Annotated in this window: 17 protein-coding genes; 11 read left to right on the forward strand and 6 right to left on the reverse strand. The window is 70.4% G+C overall.

Annotation, left to right across the window (positions count from 1 at the left end):
• Positions 1–195 precede the first annotated feature (195 nt).
• Positions 196–396 (forward strand): hypothetical protein, encoded by a 201-nt coding sequence (locus ACFVXH_RS40845; RefSeq protein WP_387831199.1) that lies wholly within the window; start codon positions 196–198, stop codon positions 394–396.
• A 234-nt stretch (positions 397–630) separates the two neighbouring features.
• On the opposite strand, the gene ACFVXH_RS40850 is transcribed toward ACFVXH_RS40845, so the two are convergent.
• From ACFVXH_RS40850 to ACFVXH_RS40875, 6 genes are all read right to left on the reverse strand, one after another.
• Complete coding sequence (locus tag ACFVXH_RS40850) at positions 631–1,185, reverse strand: hypothetical protein (protein WP_049654908.1); 555 nt, start codon at positions 1,183–1,185, stop codon at positions 631–633.
• A 67-nt stretch (positions 1,186–1,252) separates the two neighbouring features.
• Complete coding sequence (locus ACFVXH_RS40855; protein WP_074000783.1) at positions 1,253–1,690, reverse strand: hypothetical protein; 438 nt, start codon at positions 1,688–1,690, stop codon at positions 1,253–1,255.
• A gap of 42 nt (positions 1,691–1,732) precedes the next feature.
• Positions 1,733–2,530 carry a hypothetical protein gene (locus ACFVXH_RS40860; protein ID WP_074000784.1) on the reverse strand — a complete coding sequence of 266 codons (798 nt, stop codon included), beginning with the start codon at positions 2,528–2,530 and terminating at the stop codon, positions 1,733–1,735.
• Positions 2,531–2,558: 28 nt separating this feature from the next.
• Positions 2,559–3,062, reverse strand: coding sequence for a hypothetical protein (locus tag ACFVXH_RS40865; RefSeq protein WP_143204457.1), 504 nt, complete (start codon positions 3,060–3,062; stop codon positions 2,559–2,561).
• A gap of 71 nt (positions 3,063–3,133) precedes the next feature.
• Positions 3,134–4,693: a hypothetical protein gene (locus ACFVXH_RS40870; protein WP_387831200.1), complete on the reverse strand. Its 1,560-nt coding sequence runs from the start codon at positions 4,691–4,693 to the stop codon at positions 3,134–3,136.
• 89 nt (positions 4,694–4,782) lie between these two features.
• Complete coding sequence (locus ACFVXH_RS40875) at positions 4,783–6,249, reverse strand: pyridoxal-dependent decarboxylase (protein ID WP_074000787.1); 1,467 nt, start codon at positions 6,247–6,249, stop codon at positions 4,783–4,785.
• A 504-nt stretch (positions 6,250–6,753) separates the two neighbouring features.
• Here ACFVXH_RS40875 and ACFVXH_RS40880 point away from each other — a divergent pair.
• The 10 genes from ACFVXH_RS40880 (at position 6,754) to ACFVXH_RS40925 (ending at position 17,828) form a co-directional block, all read left to right on the forward strand.
• A complete protein-coding gene (locus ACFVXH_RS40880) occupies positions 6,754–7,386 on the forward strand; it encodes an HAD family hydrolase (RefSeq protein WP_387831201.1) in 633 nt (210 codons plus the stop codon).
• Between the two features lie 240 nt (positions 7,387–7,626).
• Entirely contained in the window at positions 7,627–8,355 is a 729-nt protein-coding gene (locus ACFVXH_RS40885) for a VIT family protein (RefSeq protein ID WP_074000789.1), read from the forward strand.
• 158 nt (positions 8,356–8,513) lie between these two features.
• Positions 8,514–11,051 (forward strand): ATP-dependent Clp protease ATP-binding subunit, encoded by a 2,538-nt coding sequence (locus tag ACFVXH_RS40890; RefSeq protein ID WP_387831208.1) that lies wholly within the window; start codon positions 8,514–8,516, stop codon positions 11,049–11,051.
• Positions 11,052–11,154: 103 nt separating this feature from the next.
• Positions 11,155–12,399 carry a sensor histidine kinase gene (locus ACFVXH_RS40895; RefSeq protein ID WP_380742246.1) on the forward strand — a complete coding sequence of 415 codons (1,245 nt, stop codon included), beginning with the start codon at positions 11,155–11,157 and terminating at the stop codon, positions 12,397–12,399.
• On the forward strand, positions 12,396–13,073 hold the full coding sequence (locus tag ACFVXH_RS40900; RefSeq protein WP_387831202.1) for a response regulator: 678 nt from the start codon (positions 12,396–12,398) through the stop codon (positions 13,071–13,073). The genes ACFVXH_RS40895 and ACFVXH_RS40900 overlap by 4 nt, the downstream gene beginning before the upstream one ends.
• Before the next feature lie 107 nt (positions 13,074–13,180).
• Positions 13,181–14,671, forward strand: a complete 1,491-nt coding sequence (locus ACFVXH_RS40905; protein ID WP_387831203.1) for a recombinase family protein — start codon at positions 13,181–13,183, stop codon at positions 14,669–14,671.
• 386 nt (positions 14,672–15,057) lie between these two features.
• Complete coding sequence (locus tag ACFVXH_RS40910; RefSeq protein WP_387831204.1) at positions 15,058–15,600, forward strand: hypothetical protein; 543 nt, start codon at positions 15,058–15,060, stop codon at positions 15,598–15,600.
• Positions 15,601–16,111: 511 nt separating this feature from the next.
• Positions 16,112–16,993, forward strand: coding sequence for a phage major capsid protein (locus ACFVXH_RS40915; protein WP_387831205.1), 882 nt, complete (start codon positions 16,112–16,114; stop codon positions 16,991–16,993).
• A gap of 82 nt (positions 16,994–17,075) precedes the next feature.
• Positions 17,076–17,438 (forward strand): hypothetical protein, encoded by a 363-nt coding sequence (locus ACFVXH_RS40920; RefSeq protein ID WP_387831206.1) that lies wholly within the window; start codon positions 17,076–17,078, stop codon positions 17,436–17,438.
• Between the two features lie 36 nt (positions 17,439–17,474).
• The gene (locus tag ACFVXH_RS40925; RefSeq protein WP_387831207.1) at positions 17,475–17,828 is read left to right on the forward strand and encodes an HNH endonuclease; all 354 of its coding nucleotides are present in this window, start codon (positions 17,475–17,477) and stop codon (positions 17,826–17,828) included.
• Positions 17,829–18,066: the final 238 nt, after the last annotated feature.

An 18,066-nucleotide genomic window follows, 5' to 3' on the forward strand; every position in this document is an offset into this window, starting at 1 on the left:
GCTACCTCGCAGGCCTCCACCTCCGCGCCTCAATGATCTGGATAGACGACCTCGTGCGACCACCCAACTGATCACAACATCACACAGGCCCTAGCGGACCGTATGCGCAGGTCAGCGGCAGTTCAGTCTTGGGCTGGATGGGCGACCGGGTTGCTTCGGGACGAAGCGGCCACGTCTGATCTGTAGTGTTCGGTCATGATGAGTGAGATGGAGTCGGACGGGCCGTTGAGCGACGCTGAGGCCGAGCGGCTCCGGTTGCTGCTGAAGCGGTATCTGTCCCACGAGCTTGATCAGTGGGAGACCTGGAAGAGCGAAACGCCCTATGGGCCGGCCTATGTACTCCTGAGCCGTGCACTGCCCGACGGAGGGTTGCCGGAGTACTTCCCCGACTTGTGAGTGCCGCGGGCAGACCAGAACGGGTGGTACGTGACAGTGAGTTGCGGGCACCGGCGGTGGCCGGGGAACGGGCAGGTCGAGCGCGGTGCAGATCGGGGCGGGTGGGGTAGGCCAAGCCTTACAAAGCAGATGTCGGCGGTTCGAAACTGTCCGCGCCCACAGCAGGGAGCCCGGTGCCCCCGACCGGGATGGTCGGGGGCACCGGGCTCTCGTGGTGTCGGCGCCGGGGCCGGGTCAGACCTCGAGGACCCGCAGGGCGGGGTGGTCGACCGTGTTGAGGTAGAGCTTCTCCTTGGTGCCCTCCTGCTCCAGCTCGACGACCAGCCGGTAGCGGTACAGGCCGGGCTTGGCGGTGCTGAGCACGGTGCCGGCCCAGTAGTAGTAGACCGGGGTCAGCGGGGAGCGCATGCGGTCGGGCATGCCGTAGATCTTGAGCTCGGTGAAGAGCTTCCGCTCGGCCACGTCCTCCTCGTCACCCAGTTCGGTGTCGAGGACCACGATGTTGTTGATCTTGGGCATGGGCGGCCAGGTGCCGTCCAGCCGCCGCTCCATGTCGAGCGGGCGGATGATCCAGTTGATCACCTGGCCCTGCTTGCAGACCGTCTCCAGCTGCCGGGTGCCCTGGCCGGACCCGCCGACGCTGTTGTCCATCATGTACATCGCGTCGCCCAGCGAGCGGTTGGCCGTGGCCCGCTCCATGTTCACGAGCGTGACGACGTTGAGCTGGACCGAGTTCAGCTGCCCGGGGTTCTGCTTCCCCTCGGTGGCGCTGCTTGCCGTGGTTGTCAAGGTTCCTCCTTCGAGCGCGCCGCTCCGGGCGGTCCACCCGCCCGGAGCCGTCCGTTGCGCGGAGCGGTCAGGTGGCCCGGCCGACCAGGACGGGCGACACGGTGGTGGTGATCGGCTCGGCCTGGGTGCCCAGCCGGAACCGGATCCGGTACGGCACGGGGGACGCGGCGTCCTTCTTCACCGTCCCGGTCCAGTAGGCGACGTCGGTGCCCGGGTACACCTTCCGGACCGGCTCGCACACCTCGTGGTCGATCTCGATCCCGTCGATGGCCACGTAGGCCTCGCACTCGAGCGCCAGCACGTTCCAGAGCAGCTGGTCGCCGGCCTTGACCTTGGTCCGCAGCTCCTCGGTGCCGAAGTCGGCGGACCCGCCGGCCTTGTTGGTGTCGTACAGGTACAGGTGGCCGTGGGTGCTCTGGGACGCCAGCATGCCCACGCAGTCCACCACCGCGGTGATCGAGATCGGGCGCTTCGGCGTGGTCTTCAGCCGTGGCTTGGTGGTCATCTACTCCTCCTCGTCCTTACGGGGACTTCCTGGGACAGCGGTTCAGCCGAAGGCGGCCGGGGCGATCGGCAGGTAGCCCACGCCCGCCCCGGTGAAGCCGTTCCGCTTGGGCTCCGCGGTGATCCGGAGCTTCGACTCGCAGGTGAGGTTGACCGGCTCCCAGGTCCACTCGCCCGCCCGCTGGATCAGCTCGTGGAGCTGGATCCGCATCTTGTAGCTGTACGTCCCGGGCCGGGAGGTGTCGATCGTCGCCGACCAGTACCAGCCGTCGGTGACCAGGTCCGGGGAGCCGTACTCGGCCGGGTAGATGATCTTCTCGTCCACCGCCTCGCCGAAGATGTCGGTGATCACCGGCGCCGGGTAGCTGTGGGTGTCCTGGCCGTGGTCGGAGACCACCCGGCCGGTGACGTCCAGGACCCGCTGCCCGGAGAGGGCCGCGGTGCGCGAGGCGCCGTTGACCCTGGTGCCGACGGTCTGCCGGATCCGGGTGAGCGCGGCCTCGGTGTCGCCGTTCGCGACCCCGGCCTTCTCGCTCAGGTTCGCGAGCTCCGCCAGCGCCTCCTTCTCGGCCGCCCGCGCCCGGGTGGTGTGGTAGCCGCGGGGCACCGTCGGGGGGATCGAACCGAGGCTGTACGGCAGCCAGTTGAGCACCTGCTCGCCGGCCTGCGAACCGTCGCTCCAGTAGCTGCCGTTGATCGCGGTGACCAGCTCGCCGGTGCCCTGGTTCAGGGAGCCGTGGAGCTTCATGTTGTCGAACAGATAGGTGTTGCCGGTCAGCGTCCGGGACTCCAGCGCGTTGCCGACGTCCACGAGCACGATGATCGCCAGTTGTTGGGCCATGCGCCCACCCTCCTTGTCGGTGTTCCGCCTACAGGCACATCAGTGCGGGCGAGTCGATGTGCAGCACGCTGTGCTCGCCCTCGTACATCTGGAGCTCCAGCCGGTACCGGTACGGCACCCCGGGCACCAGGTACGGCGGGACCACGCCGGACCAGACGTTGAGGTCCAGCTGGCCGGCCGACACCCGGTGGTCGGTGGGCGCAGCGCCGTCCGCCGCACCGGCGTCCACGCCCTCGACCGCGGAGCCGACCGCGGCGGCGGGGTCGACGCCGTACGCGGCCGCGTCCGCGGCCCCGTCCGCCGGCACGAAGCTGATGCTCCGGATCTCGACGGGCGTCTGCAGGTCCACCGCCAGGGCGGACCACTGGACCACCTGGCCGGGGACCACCACGGTGACCAGGTCGGGCGTCCCCTGGTTCTTGCTGTCGAACGACCCGTCGTCGATCAGGCAGAGGTTGCCGTTGAGCAGCGACTTGTCCGAGAGCGCGCCGATCACGTCCACCACGACGGCGATGTTCACTTGCGGTTTCATCCTCACTCCATTCCTCGAACCAACGTTCCGGAGCGGCGGTCGTACCGCCCCGCCGGCTTGGTCAGTCCCGGTCAGCCCCGGTCGCGCACCAGCGGCACCTTGCCGACCGACGTCCGCTCGATCTCCGTGGACGCCCGGGGCACGAACTTGACCAGGAACCGGTAACCGGTCTTCTCGATCGAGGCGGGGTTCGCCTCGCCCTGGTTGAACAGCGAGAGCGAGCGGGGCAGCGCGTTGACGAAGACGTGCTGGACCCCGTACGGGCCGAGCGCGGCGTCCATCCGGTACGTCAGACCGGCGACGTCGTCGACCGAGGCCAGCAGCGTGATCGTCTTGCCCTCGCGGTGGTTCACGAACTGGATCTCGTGGGCCACCACGTCCAGGTCCATCGCGGTGGCCTTGAGCAGGTCGTCCCGCACCGCCTCGTACGCGCGCGGGGCCGAGTACTGGCTGTCGTTCAGGTGCAGGATGTCCCCGGTGCGGCCGGCGAACTCGAACTGGCCGGTCTTCAGCCCGGGCCCGTCCAGCCGCGGGCGGCGGATCATCCGGTCGCCCAGCTTCAGCCGCAGCAGCGGGGCCTCGTGCCCGTGCAGCCGGGTGACGACCAGCTCGCCCTCCTCGCCCTCGGCGACCCAGCGGCCCTTCTCGTCGACGATCTCCACCAGGTGCAGCCCGGGCACGGCCGCCAGGCAGGGGGACTCCTCCGTCAGCTGCAGCCCGATGGTCTCGGCCTGGGTGGCGGCGAAGTAGCTGAGGATCGACAGGTTCGGGTACATCGCCTTGAGCTCCGCCCGCTTGCGCTGCGGCAGCACCCCGCTCCCGTACAGCGCCACCCGGAAGCTCTCCTTGGCCTCCTGGCTCATGCCCGCGCCGAGCTCGCTGAGGATCGCGATGCCGGCGGTGATCCCCATCAGCGCCTTCGGGCCGGGGTAGGAGAACATGTGCTCCAGCACCGGGGCGGTGACCGGTCCCGCGCCGATGTAGTTGACCCCCGGCACCTGGGCCAGCACGCCGCCCACCATGGTGCCGCTGCTCCACATCTGGTAGTCGGCCAGCGTGGTGTACAGCCACTTGGGGTCGGTGCCGGGCAGGTACTTGGCGAGCTGGTAGGTGCCCATGAAGCGGCCGGCCACCTCGTAGGTGTCCCGCAGCTCCCGCAGCGAGTACACCGACTCCAGGGGCTTCCCGCCGCTGGTGCCGCCGCTGGCCACGATCTCGAAGCCGCCGCGCGCCAGCGGCACCACCATGCCCGGGCGCGAACCCATGAAGAACTCGCGCTGGGTCTCCTTGTCCGACAGCGGGATCCGCTGCCAGTCCTCGTACGTCTGCGGGGCGGCGTCGACGCCGGCGCCCGACAGGCGGCTGCGCCAGAGCGGGTTGAGCCGCACCGTGTTGACCATCTGCTGCAGGCGGCGCAGCACCAGGGCGTCCTGGAGCTCGTGCGACACCTCGCTGTACGGCGCCTGGCAGACCCGCTCGCACTCGCGGAGCTTGCTCGCGAACGAGGGGAGCTTCTCCACCGCGTCGACCGACTCCGGATTCAGCTCCCACTCGGGGATCAGCCAGCTCGCCAGTTCGTCGATGCCGCCGGGTGCCGCCGGCCGGTCGGGCGCGACACTCACTGCACTCATCGTCAATTCCCCGTCCTTCTGTTGTTCACGTGTTCAGGTGCCGTCGTTCGTTCGGCAGGGATTGTTCGGGCACGGCTCTTCGGCGGCCCTCAGCGGGCGTCGGCCAGGAGGTCGGTACCGACCCGCCTGATCTCGCCGAGCAGCATCCGGAAGTGTTCGGCGGTGATCTGGTGGTTCATCATCACCACGCGCAGGGCGGCGACCCCGTCGATGTTCACCTTGGAGATGAAGAAATTCCCCCGGATTTTGATCCGGTTCCTGATCGCCACCTGGAGGCGGTGCACGCCGTCGTCCGGAAGTTCTGCCGGTCGGTAGCGGAAGCACAGGATGTTGGCCTCCGGGCGGTGCAGCGTCTCGAAATCCGGTTCGTCCAGGAGAATCCGGTGGATTTCCCCGGTCAGGTCGCAGAGGTACTCGATCTTCTCGGCGAACAGGGCCGGGCCGTAGACGGACCAGAGGGTCCACAGCGGCATGATCATGGGCCGCTTGGTGCACTCGAAGTTCCGGGCTCCGCTGTCGAGCTCGGTGTAGCGGTCCGGCTCCTCGTCGAAGACGTAGCTGGCGCGCTGCTGGAAGGCCCCGAGGCTGTCCTCCTTGTTCCGGTAGAACAGCAGCGTGCAGGGCGCCGGGACGAACATCATCTTGTGCGCGTCCCAGGCCACCGAGTCGACCTTCTCGATGCCCCGCAGCTTGTGCCGGAGCCGGTCGGAGACCAGCAGGCTGGCGCCGTGGGCGCCGTCCACGTGCAGCCAGATGCCGGCTTCCCGGGCGATGTCGGCGAGTCCGTCGAGCGGGTCGAAGGCGCCGACCGAGGTGGTGCCGGCCGAGGCGACCAGGGCGAACACCTTCAGCCCCCGCTGCTCGGCCGCCGCCAGGGCGGGCCGCACCTGCTCCAGGCAGATCTGCTGCTCCGCGTTGATCGGCAGGCGGACGATCTGCGACTCGCCGATCCCCAGGATCCCGGCCGCCCGCGAGACGCTGTAGTGCACGTCCGCGCCGACCGCGATGGCCGGGCGGGGCAGGCCGTCCCCCGACGGACTGCCGTCCGACCAGAAGCCGGGGAACATCTTGTTCCTGGCCGCCAGCAGCGCGGTCAGATTGGCCAGCGACCCGCCCGAGGTGGTCACCATGGCGAAGGAGTCCGGTTCCCACCCGATGAAACGGTTCAGCTCCTCGGCCATGATGCGCTCCGCCACGCTGGGCAGCTGGCCGGCCTCGTAGAACGAGGACGGCTGGTTGACCACCGAGCTGACGAAGTCGACGACCCCGCCCAGCGGCACCACGCCCGAGAACTGCCGGCCCATGTACCCCGGCGAGTGGACCTGGATCCCCGTCCTGATGTACAGGTCGGTGATCGCGTCCAGCCGCTTCTCGTCGAAGGCCGCGATCTTCTCGCGCTCGGAGGTCATCAGGGCCCTGGCGGCCAGCGTCAGCGTTTCGGGGTCGATGAGTTCGAGCCCTCTGATCGAGGAATCGGCCAGATGGCTTTCGAGCCGGTTCAGTACCGTCTCGGAATTCTCCCGGAACAGCTCGGGGTCGAACGTGTCCGCCGGCATTCCGCCGTCGCACGGTTTTCCGACCCCGGGAGTTGCGGAGCGACTCGGCTTCTGAGCGCCGAGCAGCGATCCGACTCCGCTTTTTTGCTCGATCGTCTTCTGATTCGAGCGAGATTCCACCATAGGAGCCCCCCAATGGCCCTTGTTGAGGACATCGAGACTTTCCCTTTCCGGAACGGTGCATGTCCAGCTGGGTCACTCCAACGGGTGAATCTTCGTTTTTTATCGGCGTTCGATTGCGGCCCGTTGCTGGACGACTCCGGTGTGTGACATTCGGCGTCGCCGCTGGCCAGGGCGGTAGGGCGGCTTGTCACATTTCGAACATTGCAATCGAACGTCGAGGTTGTTATTCGAACGCCAGCCGGGAATGTGCCGTTTTGGCCCCCGGGTCCGCCCGACGGGCCGATTCCGCCCCTTCTGGCCGGTAACGGACCAGGACCGTCGCCCGGTCCTCGTGCCGCACCCGCTACGGGGGCCGGTGATCCCGGGTGATAGGGAGGTGGGATGGCTGAGGTGGCGTTCGACGCGGTGCTGTGCGATGTGGACGGCGTGATCCGGTTCTTCGACGGGAGCCGGGTGGCCGCGCTGGAGCGGGCGGCGGGACTGGCGGAGGGGAGCACGGCGGAGGTCGGGTTCGCGCCGGAGAACGACCTCCCGCTGCTGCTCGGGCGGATCGGGAAGGCGCAGTGGGTGGACTCGATCGCGCGGGGCCTGGCCAGCCGGGTGACGGACGCACAGGCGCGCGCCCTGGCGCAGGCGTTCGCGGACTCGCCGTTCCGGGCGGACGAGGCGGTGGTGGGGCTGCTGCGGCGGGCCCGGGAGCACTGCCGGGTGGTGCTGGTGACCAACGCGACGGCGTGGCTGGACGAGGACCTGGCGCTGCTGGGGCTGACGGACCTGGCGGACGAGGTGGTGAACAGCTCCCGGGTGGGCAGTGCCAAGCCGGACCGGCGGATCTACGAGATCGCCGCCGAGCGGGCCGGGGCGGCGCCCGAGCGGTGCCTGTTCGTCGACGACCGCCAGGAGAACGTGGACGCGGCGGTGGCGCTGGGCATGACCGGGGTGCGCTACCGGGGGCCGGAGGACCTGCGGCGGGCGCTGGCGGCGGTGCTGGACGGGCGGGGGGTGTTGGGCTAGCGGGGTGCTGGGCTGAGGGGGCTCGGGCCGGCGGGCGGGGCTCGGGCTGAGGGGGCTCGGGTCGGCGGGCGGGGCTCGGGCTGAGGGGGCTCGGGCCGGCGGGCGGTGTACGGGCTGAGGGGGCTCGGGCCGGCGGGCCGTGCTCGGTGGCGGGTGGCGGGTGGCGGGTGGCGGGTGGCGGGGCCGGGGGCGCCGGGCGAGGATCGGGGGGACCGGTCGGACCCTGGGAGCGGTGGGCGGATGGCTGAGCAGGTCGGGGAGCAGGTCGGAGCGCAGGCCGGGGGGTCGCGGGCGGAGCTGTCCTCGCGCCTGAACTGGCTGCGTGCGGCCGTGCTGGGGGCCAACGACGGCGTGGTGTCGACGGCGGGCATCCTGACCGGCGTGGCGGGTGCGGCGGGCTCCCGGACGGCGCTGCTCGCGGCCGGGGTGGCCGGGCTGCTGGCCGGGGCGATGTCGATGGCGGCCGGCGAGTACGTCTCGGTCAGCACCCAACGGGACACCGAGCGGGCCGCGTTGGCGCGGGAGCGGCGGGAGCTCGCGGAGGACCCGGAGGGGGAGCTCGACGAGCTGACCGACTACTACCGGGGCAGCGGGCTGGCGGACGGCCTGGCCCGGGAGGTGGCGACGGCGCTGACCGAGCGGGACGCGCTGGCCGCCCACGCGCAGACCGAACTCGGCATCGACCCCGACGTGTTGACCAACCCCTGGGAGGCGGCACTGGCCAGCGCGGCGGCGTTCACGCTGGGCGCGCTGGTGCCGCTGCTGGCGGTGCTGCTGCCGCCGGAGTCGTGGCGGCTGGTGGTGACGGTGGTGGCGGTGGTGGCCGCGCTGACCCTGTCGGGCTGGGCGAGCGCCCGGCTGGGGGGTGCCGGTCCGGCCCGGGCGGTCCTGCGCAACGTCGTGGGCGGGTTGCTGGCGATGGCGGTGACGTACAGCGGCGGCGTGCTGCTGGACCAGGTCACCGGGTGATCGCGCCCCCGGCGGTACGGGCGTACGGGCGTACGGGCGGACCGTGGCGGCGGGGCCGGACACGCCGGGTGACGGCCCCGGTCGGCTCGACGGGCGGGCCGGTCCGGCCTGTGTTTGTGTGGCTGCAAACCGCTTGGGAGAGGTGACTTGCCGTGACCATGCCCCCGTTCGGATCGAACGATCCGTTCTCCGACCTGCTCAGCCGGTTCTTCGGGATGAGCCCGATGGCCTCCCCGCCCGCCGTGCAGCGGGTGCCGATCGGGCGGCTGCTCAGCGAGTCCTCGCAGGAGCTGCTCGCGCTGGCCGCGCAGCGGGCGGCCGAGGACGGCTCCAGCGACCTCGACACCGCGCACCTGGCCTGGGCGGCCACCCGGGTGGACCCCTCGCGCCGGATGCTGGAACGGGCCGGCATCGACCCGGACCGGCTCTCCGGCGACCTGGAGCACGCCCTGCCGTCCGGCAACCCCGAGACGGTGGACGGCCGGCCGGCGCTCACCCCCTCGGCCAAGCGCGCGCTGCTCGCCGCGCACGCCCGCTCGCAGGAGGCCGGGGCCTCGTACATCGGCCCGGAGCACATCCTCGGCGCGCTGCTCGACCAGGAGCGCTCGGGCGCCGGGGTGGCGCTGCGCAACGCGGCGCCCTCGCAGGAGGCGCTGAAGTCGGTGCTGGAGGGCCGCGGCACCGGCGGCGAGCGCAGCAGTACGGGCGCCCACCCGAGCGAGACGCCGACGCTGGACGAGTACGGGCGCGACCTCACCGAGGAGGCGCGCTCGGGCCGGCTGGACCCGGTGGTGGGCCGGGCCGAGGAGATCGAGCAGACCGTCGAGATCCTCTCCCGGCGGACCAAGAACAACCCGGTGCTGATCGGTGAGCCGGGCGTCGGCAAGACCGCGATCGTCGAGGGCCTGGCCCAGCGGATCGTCTCCGGGGACGTGCCGCAGAGCCTCAGGGAGAAGCGGGTGGTCACCCTCGACCTGACCGCGCTGGTGGCCGGCTCCAAGTACCGGGGCGAGTTCGAGGAGCGGCTGAAGAACGTGATCGACGAGGTCACCGCGGCCGAGAAGAGCGTGATCCTGTTCCTGGACGAGCTGCACACCGTGGTCGGCGCGGGCGGTGGCGGCGAGGGGTCGATGGACGCCGGCAACATCCTCAAACCGGCGCTCGCGCGCGGTGAGTTGAGCGTGGTCGGCGCGACCACGTTGGACGAGTACCGCAAGCACGTGGAGAAGGACGCCGCGCTGGAGCGCCGCTTCCAGCCGGTGCTGGTGCCCGAGCCGAGCGTCGAGGAGACGATCGAGATCCTCCAGGGGCTGCGCGACGCGTACGAGGCGCACCACCAGGTGCGGTTCACCGACGAGGCGCTGGACGCCGCGGCGACGCTCTCCGACCGGTACGTCAGCGACCGCTTCCTGCCCGACAAGGCGATCGACCTGCTGGACCAGGCGGGTGCGCGGGTCCGGCTGCGCAGCCTGAGCGGCTCCACCGAGGCGACCGGGGTGCGGGACCGGATCACCAAGCTGAAGCGGGAGCTGGACGAGGCCGTCGCGGACGAGGAGTTCGTCCGGGCCGCCAACCTGAAGACCGAGCTGCGGCAGACCGAGGACGAGCTGGCGGCGGTCGCCGAGTCCCGCGAGGAGGTCGTCGACGTGACGGCCGACGACATCGCGCAGGTGCTCTCCTCCCGGACCGGCATCCCGGTCGCGGAGCTGAACGCGACGGAGAAGGAGCGGCTGCTCAAGCTGGAGGACCACCTGCACCAGAAGGTGATCGGCCAGGACGAGGCGGTCACCGCCGTCTCCCAGGCGGTGCGCCGCGGCCGGGCCGGGATGGGCGACCCGGAGCGCCCGACCGGCTCCTTCCTCTTCCTCGGGCCGACCGGCGTCGGCAAGACCGAGCTGGCGAAGGCGCTGGCGGCACTGCTGTTCGGCGACCCGGACCGGATGATCCGCTTCGACATGAGCGAGTTCCAGGAGAAGCACACCGTCTCCCGGCTGGTCGGCTCCCCGCCCGGGTACGTCGGCTACGAGGAGGCCGGGCAGCTGACCGAGGCGGTGCGCCGCAAGCCGTACAGCGTGCTGCTCTTCGACGAGGTGGAGAAGGCCCACCCGGACGTCTTCAACCTGCTGCTCCAGGTGCTGGACGACGGGCGGCTGACCGACTCCCAGGGGCGTACGGTCGACTTCCGCAACACCGTGGTGATCATGACCAGCAACATCGGCTCGCAGCGGATCCTCGACCACGCGGGCAACGTGGACGAGATCCGAGACGACCTGATGCGGGACCTGCGGCAGCACTTCCGGCCGGAGTTCCTCAACCGGATCGACGAGGTGATCGTCTTCCACGCGCTCACCCGGAAGGACCTGCTGTCGGTGGTGGACCTGCTACTGGAGCGCAGCCGGCGGCGGCTGCGGGCCCAGGACATCCGGCTGGAGGTCACCGAGGCGGCCAAGGAGTACCTGGTCAACCGGGGCTACCAGCCGGAGTTCGGGGCCCGGCCGCTGCGCCGGACGATCCAGTCGGAGCTGGACAACCGGATCTCCAACCTGCTGCTGGACGGTTCGGTGCGGGAGGGGGACACCCTGATCGCGGAGGTGAGCGACGGGGAGCTGGTGGTCACGCTGGCGCGGCCGGAGGCCTCGGCGACCTTCGAGGAGGCGGAGGCGAAGGCCGCTGCCGCCGCTGCCGCCGAGGGCTGATCCGGTCGAGGCGGGCCTGGTTCGGGCGTACTCCAGGGGGAGTACGCCCGAACGCCACTGCTGGAGGACGCGTACGGGCGCGGCACGGGTCTAGCTTGTGGGCATGATGCCGCCCACCTCCCCGCCGACCGAGCCGCCCGTGGCGGAGCAGCCGCCGGGGGAGCCGTCCGAGCCGCCGCGCCCGCCGTGGGCGCGCGCGGCCGCGGTGGGCCACGCCCTGGGGCCGGCCGTGGCGGTCGCGGCGATCCAGGTGGTCGGCTCGACCGTCGCCGCGCACGGCCAGCACGGGCGGGTCCCGCTGGACGCCCTCGGCTACCTCCTGCTGCTGCTCGGGCCGGCCCTGCTGGTGCTGCGCGGCCGCCGGCCGGTCGCGGTGGCGGCCGGCACCTCGGTGGTCACCGCCGGGTACCTGGCCGCCGGGTACCCGTACGGGCCGGTCTTCGTGAGCTGGCTGATCGCCTGCTGCGCGGCGATCGGCTCCGGGCACCGCCGGGCGGCCTGGACGGGCGCGGCCGGGGTCTACCTGGTGCACCTGCTGGGCGCCTTCGTGCTGCCGGCGAGCTGGCAGCGCGCCGCCCCGCCCTCCGGCAGCGTCTGGCCGCAGGAGCTCGGGCTGCTGGCCTGGCTGCTGCTGGTGATGGCGGGCGGCGAGCTGGTCCGGTTCCGGCGCGAGCGGATCGCCGCCCACCGGGCCTACCGGCAGCAGCTGGAGGAGCGCCGGGCCAACGAGGAACGGCTCAAGATGGCCCGGGAGTTGCACGACATCCTGGCGCACAGCCTGTCGCTGATCAACATCCAGGCCGGGGTCGCGCTCGCGCTGCTCGACCGGCGGCCGGAGGAGGCGCGCGGGGCGTTGGTCACCATCAAGTCGACCAGCAAGGAGGCGCTCGGCGAGGTCCGCCAGGTGCTCGCGACGCTGCGCGGGCCCGGCGCGCCGCCGCGCGGGCCGGCCCCGGGGCTGGACCGGCTGGACGAACTCACCGAGCAGGCGGACCGGGTGGGCCTGGAGGCGGAGGTGCAGGAGCGCGGCGAGCGGCGCGCGCTGTCCGCCGCCGTCGACCTCACCGCCTTCCGGATCGTCCAGGAGGCGCTCACCAACGTGGTCCGGCACTCGGCGGCCCGGCAGGCGGTCGTGGTGCTGGACTGGACGGACCGGGCCGTGCTGGTGGTCCGGGTGGAGGACCCGGGGCCCGCGGTGCCCGGTGACGCGGGCGGGTCGGGCAGCGGGCTGGTCGGGATGCGGGAACGCGCGGCGGCGTTCGGTGGCACCATCACGGCGGGGCCGCTGCCCGACGGCGGCTTCCGGGTCCGGGCGGAGCTGCCGACACCGAAGGCGGAGAGCGATTGATTCGGGTACTGCTGGCGGATGACCAACTGCTGGTCAGGGCGGGCTTCCGGGCCCTGCTGGACCTCCAGGACGACCTCACGGTGGTCGGCGAGGCGGACGACGGCGAGGCCGCGGTCCGGCTCGCCCGCGAACTCGTGCCGGACGTCGTGCTGATGGACATCCGGATGCCGCGGATGGACGGGCTGGAGGCGACCAGGAGGATCGCCGAGGACCCGGCGCTGTCCTCCGTGCGGGTGGTCGTGCTGACCACCTTCGAGCTGGACGAGTACGTCTTCGAGGCGCTGCGCTCCGGGGCGGCGGGCTTCCTGGTCAAGGACACCGAGCCGGCCGACCTGCTGCGGGCGGTCCGGGTCGCCGTCGCGGGGGACGCGCTGCTCTCACCGGGGGTCACCCGGCGGCTGATCGGCGAGTTCGCCGCCCGGTCGAAGCGGCCCGAGGCCGTGCCGCAGGGGCTCTCGGACATCTCGATGCTGACCGAGCGGGAGCGCGAGGTGCTGGCGCTGGTCGGGATGGGGCTGTCCAACGAGGAGATCGCCCGGCGGCTGGTGGTCAGCCCGCTGACGGCGAAGACCCACGTATCACGTGCGATGACGAAGCTGGGAGCACGCGATCGAGCACAGCTTGTGGTCCTCGCGTACGAGTCGGGCCTTGTGCGGCCCGGCTGGTTGGGCTGAAGGGCCCTTCCCCGGCGCACCTAGGGAACCTTCGTCTAGGTCGCGCGAACATCCTGCTGTCACGGGACGCGTAACGCGCCTAGGCGACCAACCTAGGAGCACCACCCGTGAAGACCGTCATCATCTACGTCCGAGTAAGCCACGCCGACCAAGCGTCGGTATCCGCAGAGGCGCAGGAGCGCGAGTGCGCGGAGTTCTGCGCGCGGAACGGCTGGCACGTCGCCGGGGTCTTCGTGGACAAGAACGTGTCCGGTTGGATCGCCCCTGAGAAGCGCCAAGGCATGTCCGAGGCGCTCGCGGTTCTCCCCACCGTGGACTACCTGGTCACGACCAAGCACGACCGGTTGGGCCGCCGGAACTCCGATCTCGCGAGGCTCAAGGAAGACCACTTCGAGGCGCACGGCGCGGCTCCGGTCACGGTGGACGGCCAGATGAACCCGACCACGTGGCGGAGCATGTTCGGGCTCTTCGCCTGGATGGCCGAGCAGGAGCGCGAGCGCATCCGCGAGCGGACCATGTCCACCCGCGCCGAGATCCTCGCTCAGGGCCGCGTGCGGACCATCGCGCCCTTCGGGTACCGGATCGTCCGGCGGGGTGGAGGGGCGTTCCTGGAGATCGACCCCGACGCCGCCGAGCTGGTGTCGGAACTCGCCTCGCGGGTGATCGCAGGGGCGACCGTGGAGGAGGTCGTTCGGTGGCTCAACCGCCACGGCATTGACACACCCCGGATGCACGCCGCGAAGCGTGCGGGCCGGGTGCCGAAGGCCGCGAAGTGGGCCGGATCGGTCGTCCGGAAGATGCTCGTCTCCCCGGCCCTCCGGGGCATCCGTACCCGATGGGACCAGTCCAACAACGTCCCGGTCGAGTGTTTCCGGCCGGATGGTTCCGTGGACGTGATCGCCCCCGAGATTCTGGATGCGTCCACGTGGCACAAGGTGCGGGCCGCCATCGCGGAGCGGAGGAACCCGCTCGGCTTCGTAGCGAAGACTGACAGCCCCCTATCCGGGGCCGTGTGGTGCGGCTCGTGCGGCTCGCACATGGTGCACGGCATGTCCCGTCGGAAGGGCCGCAAGGATGCCCGCTCGTACCGCTGCAAGGCACGGAGCTGCGTCACCATCAACGCAGACCACTTGGACGCCTTCGCGGGCGAGTGGTTCGCCGAGGCTCTCGGCGGGCTCAAGGTCCACCGGACCGAGGTCGAGCAGGGCCACGACGTGACGGCTGAGCTTGCCGACGTTGAGCGGGCCCTGTCGGGCCTCACAGCCGCGATTGAGGCGAACCCGGGGGCTGCTGCGGCTCTCGGCGCGCGGGTGGCTGAGCTGGACGCCAAGCGGACCGCCCTGGGGGCCGAGCAGGCCCGCCCGCGAGTCATCCGCCAGGTGGCCACGGGGGAGACGTACGCGGACGTGTGGGGACGGCTTGACGGCATGGGCCGCCGGGGGATGCTCAAGGCTGCTGGGGTCCGCTTCGAGATCTCGCCCGGTGTGAGGGGCCGAAAGGGCTTCGACCCCGCGAGGGTGGCGGTCGAGATATCCGACCTCGCGCACGCCGAAGCCGCCGAGCGGTTCGCCTTCCTCGCTCACGAGCTGGCCGCCTGACCGACCCCCCGAGGCCCGGTCCTTCCCTTCGGGGAGGGGCCGGGCCTTTCGTTGTCTCTGGGGGCGGAGTGTCGAAGTGCTGTTTCGGGCCCCTGCGACCCGGGGCTTCTAGCTGTAGTCCTGGAAGACCTTGCTATTACTGATGTTCTTGATGATTAACCTCTCTCACCAGGGGTTTCACCTCGGGCACGGCCCGGCTTTCTTGCCTGAAAGTTGCTCTCTGGTTGCTGTCCTCGGGCTTCGCCCTGCGGTTCGCGGGGATGCAATGGGTTCTCAACTCTTGAGCAGCGCTGCTCATCTGTGATGCGCGCCGCAAGCGCGAACACCTGTGCCGATCCGGACGCGGAACAAGGGGGTCACCAACCGACCCCCCGAAGGGCACCGACATGAGCAACTCCACCACGCCGTTCACGATCGCTGAGCGGCTCAAGGGCACGACCTTCCCGATGGCCTACGGCTTCGACACGGACGCCGAACGCTGGGCTCGCCGGGGGCCGTCAGGGCCGCTTCCCGCGAGGCTGCACGAGCTTCACGGCGGGATCATCGAGAACATCCGGCGCACCTGCGAGACGCCGGACGGCGGTCTCCACGGCGGGCACGTTGAGAGGTTCCTTCTTCCGGCCGAGCGGATGGACCCGCGCCGGATTCTTCAGGCGTGCTCGACCATGCGGGAGTTCTGGTTCGCGCAGACGGCGGCCCCGGTGTCGGCTGCTGAGTTCGTCGCTGGCCTCCCGCGAGTCCCGAAGGCCCGTGCCAACCGGGGCAAGCTCTGGGACGCCTTCGAGGCGGTGCAGCCGCCGGGCGTGGCTCCGCAGGAGTCGAAGCGTGAGCTGTTCAAGCTGCTGACTCTGACGTTCGGTAAGCCGGTCCGCTCCGGCGTGGACGGCCGCGAGGGCTTCTGCTTCAAGGGCGTCGCCTTGCTGGGCTGAGGCCCGCGAACGTGCGGACGCGAAACAGAGTCAGCGAGCGGTCTCACTCTGGCTTGCATCAAAGACCACCGCCTCAGGCGGCAGGCCCCAGCACGGCGAGGACGTACCGGCATGAGACCCCGGTGCGTGCTCCCTGTGCTGGGGCCTTTCTTCGTTTCCAGCGCCCTCCGTGTGGCGCACACCGAGAGGGCACAGCAATGACTGAGCACGTCCCTGACGCGCCTCCGGCCGCCCCGGAGGGCGAGACCCCGGAGGCCACCGAGTCGGCCGCTGAGCCGACCGTCACCGAGCTTCTGGCCGCGCTCCGCGCTGAGCTGACGGCGGAGCACGCGGCGGCCCTGGTGGCTCTCCGCGAGGAGCTCTCGGTTCCTCCGGCCGTCCCGCTTCACCCTGGCACTTCCCCGCGTGACGGGGCGGGTGCCGCTAAGGCCGAGGAGCCCCGCGAGTGGACTCCCGGCGACGCTCTGAAGTCGGCCTTCGAGGCCGCTCACAACACTGAGAGGCCGTAACCATGGCTGACCCGAAGACCCGCAAGAACTACGACAACATGACCCCCGAGCAGCGGTTCTCGGACATCCTTCACGACGAGATCGTGAGTGCGTCCAAGTTCCTCGGGGCGTTCAACTCCCGCACCACCAACCGCGAGAAGTGCGTCCTCCTGATCGGCAACGCTCAGCCTCGCGTCGGTGTGGTCGCCGAGGGCAAGTCGATCCCGACCGTGGACGTGGACGACCTGACCCCGATCACCGTTTACCCCGTGAAGTGGGCCGGGATGGACATTCTGACCAACGAGGTCATCGCTGACTCTGACCCGTCCGTTATGGCGCGCAACACCGCGAAGCTGTCCGGCGCGGTCGCGAAGGGCTTCGATGACGACTTCCTGAACGCCCCGAAGCCGGGTGCTGGCAAGGACCAGGACCAGGCCCCGGCGGGCATCCTGACGGGCCTTACGGCTTCGGGTGAGATCGCCGCGACCGGCGAGAAGGCGAACCTTGACGCGGTGCACACCGCGAAGGCCGAGATCGAGGACGCGGACGGCTCGGCGAGCCTGTTCGTGGTTCACCCGATGGACGCCGCCGAGCTGAAGAAGATCAAGGTCAACCTTGGCAACACCAAGGACACCAATCAGTACCTGCTCGATGACTCCGGCTCGATCGCCGGACTGACCGTCATCACCCACAAGGCGATGCCCAAGGGCAAGGCCCTGATCGCCGACCGTGGCGCGGTCGAGGTCATCGTTCGCGAGGGCACCGAGGTGAAGCTTCTGACCGAGCGTTACGCGGACCTGGACTCGACCGGCGTCCGGACGAAGTTCCGCGCGACCTACAAGGTCACCGCCCCGAAGAAGCTCCGGCTACTCACGGTCCCGACCGCGAAGGCTGACGAGAAGTAAGTCCCCATGCCGTGAGGCCGGTTGGCTCCCCCTGGGGGTCAGCCGGCCTCGGTGGCATGGGTCACACCCCTGAGGACCCGTCATGACTACTTACGTGACCTTCGCCGAGTTCTGCACTCGGCACCCCGGCGGGCTGGGCGACGCCGACCGCGAGCGGGCCGAGGCTGTTCTCTCGGACGCCTCCGGCCTGGTGGCCGACAACTACCCCGCCGAGATCGACCCGGCGGACATCCCGGGCGTCGTGAAGCGCTTGACCCTGCGCGTCGCGATGCGCGTCTTCACCAACCCCCTGGCGATGACCGGGGAGACGATCGGCGACTACCAGTGGCAGCGCTCGCCTGCCGATGGCCTGGGGCTCCGCCTCTCCGCGATGGAGCGGCGGGAGCTGCGAAGGGCCGCCCAGGGCGGTTCAGGCACCCGGGTCGTGTTCGTTACCCCCGGCTGATCTCGGGGCACCCGCGAGGCTCTGGAGGGCCGAGGAATGGCATGGACCAACAGCAACAGGCTTGAGCGTCTGCCGCGTGACTGGCAGACGCGACGCCTCTCGGTGCTGCGCCGCGCTGGCTACCAGTGCGAGCACATCAGGCACGACACCGAGCAGCGATGCACTGAGCTGGCGACGGATGTGGATCACATCCAGCGTGGCGACGACCACGAGCTGAGCAACCTTCAGGCTCTCTGCCGCTGGCATCACGGCAAGAAGTCAGCCGAGGAAGGCTCGACAGCACGTCGAAAGCCGCGAGCGAGGCGCGAACGTGATCCTGAAGTGCATCCGAACGATCTTCGCAACCTGAAACGTGCTCAGGCGAGCGCAGCGAATCTGACGGAGCGCTGACCTACCCCGCGTCGATCCGCTCTCCGCGAGCCGCGACGGCGCTGGGCGACTGAGCCCCGGTGACTCCCCCACCCCCCGCTCTTGGCTCTCGACAGCGGAATGAGATCGCCGCGTTTGGAGTAACGGAAATCCCATGATCAACGACTAGGGCCTGTGTGATGTTGTGATCAGTTGGGTGGTCGCACGAGGTCGTCTATCCAGATCATTGAGGCGCGGAGGTGGAGGCCTGCGAGGTAGC

The organism is Kitasatospora sp. NPDC058184 (assembly GCF_042883725.1).
Classification (GTDB): Bacteria; Actinomycetota; Actinomycetes; order Streptomycetales; family Streptomycetaceae; genus Kitasatospora.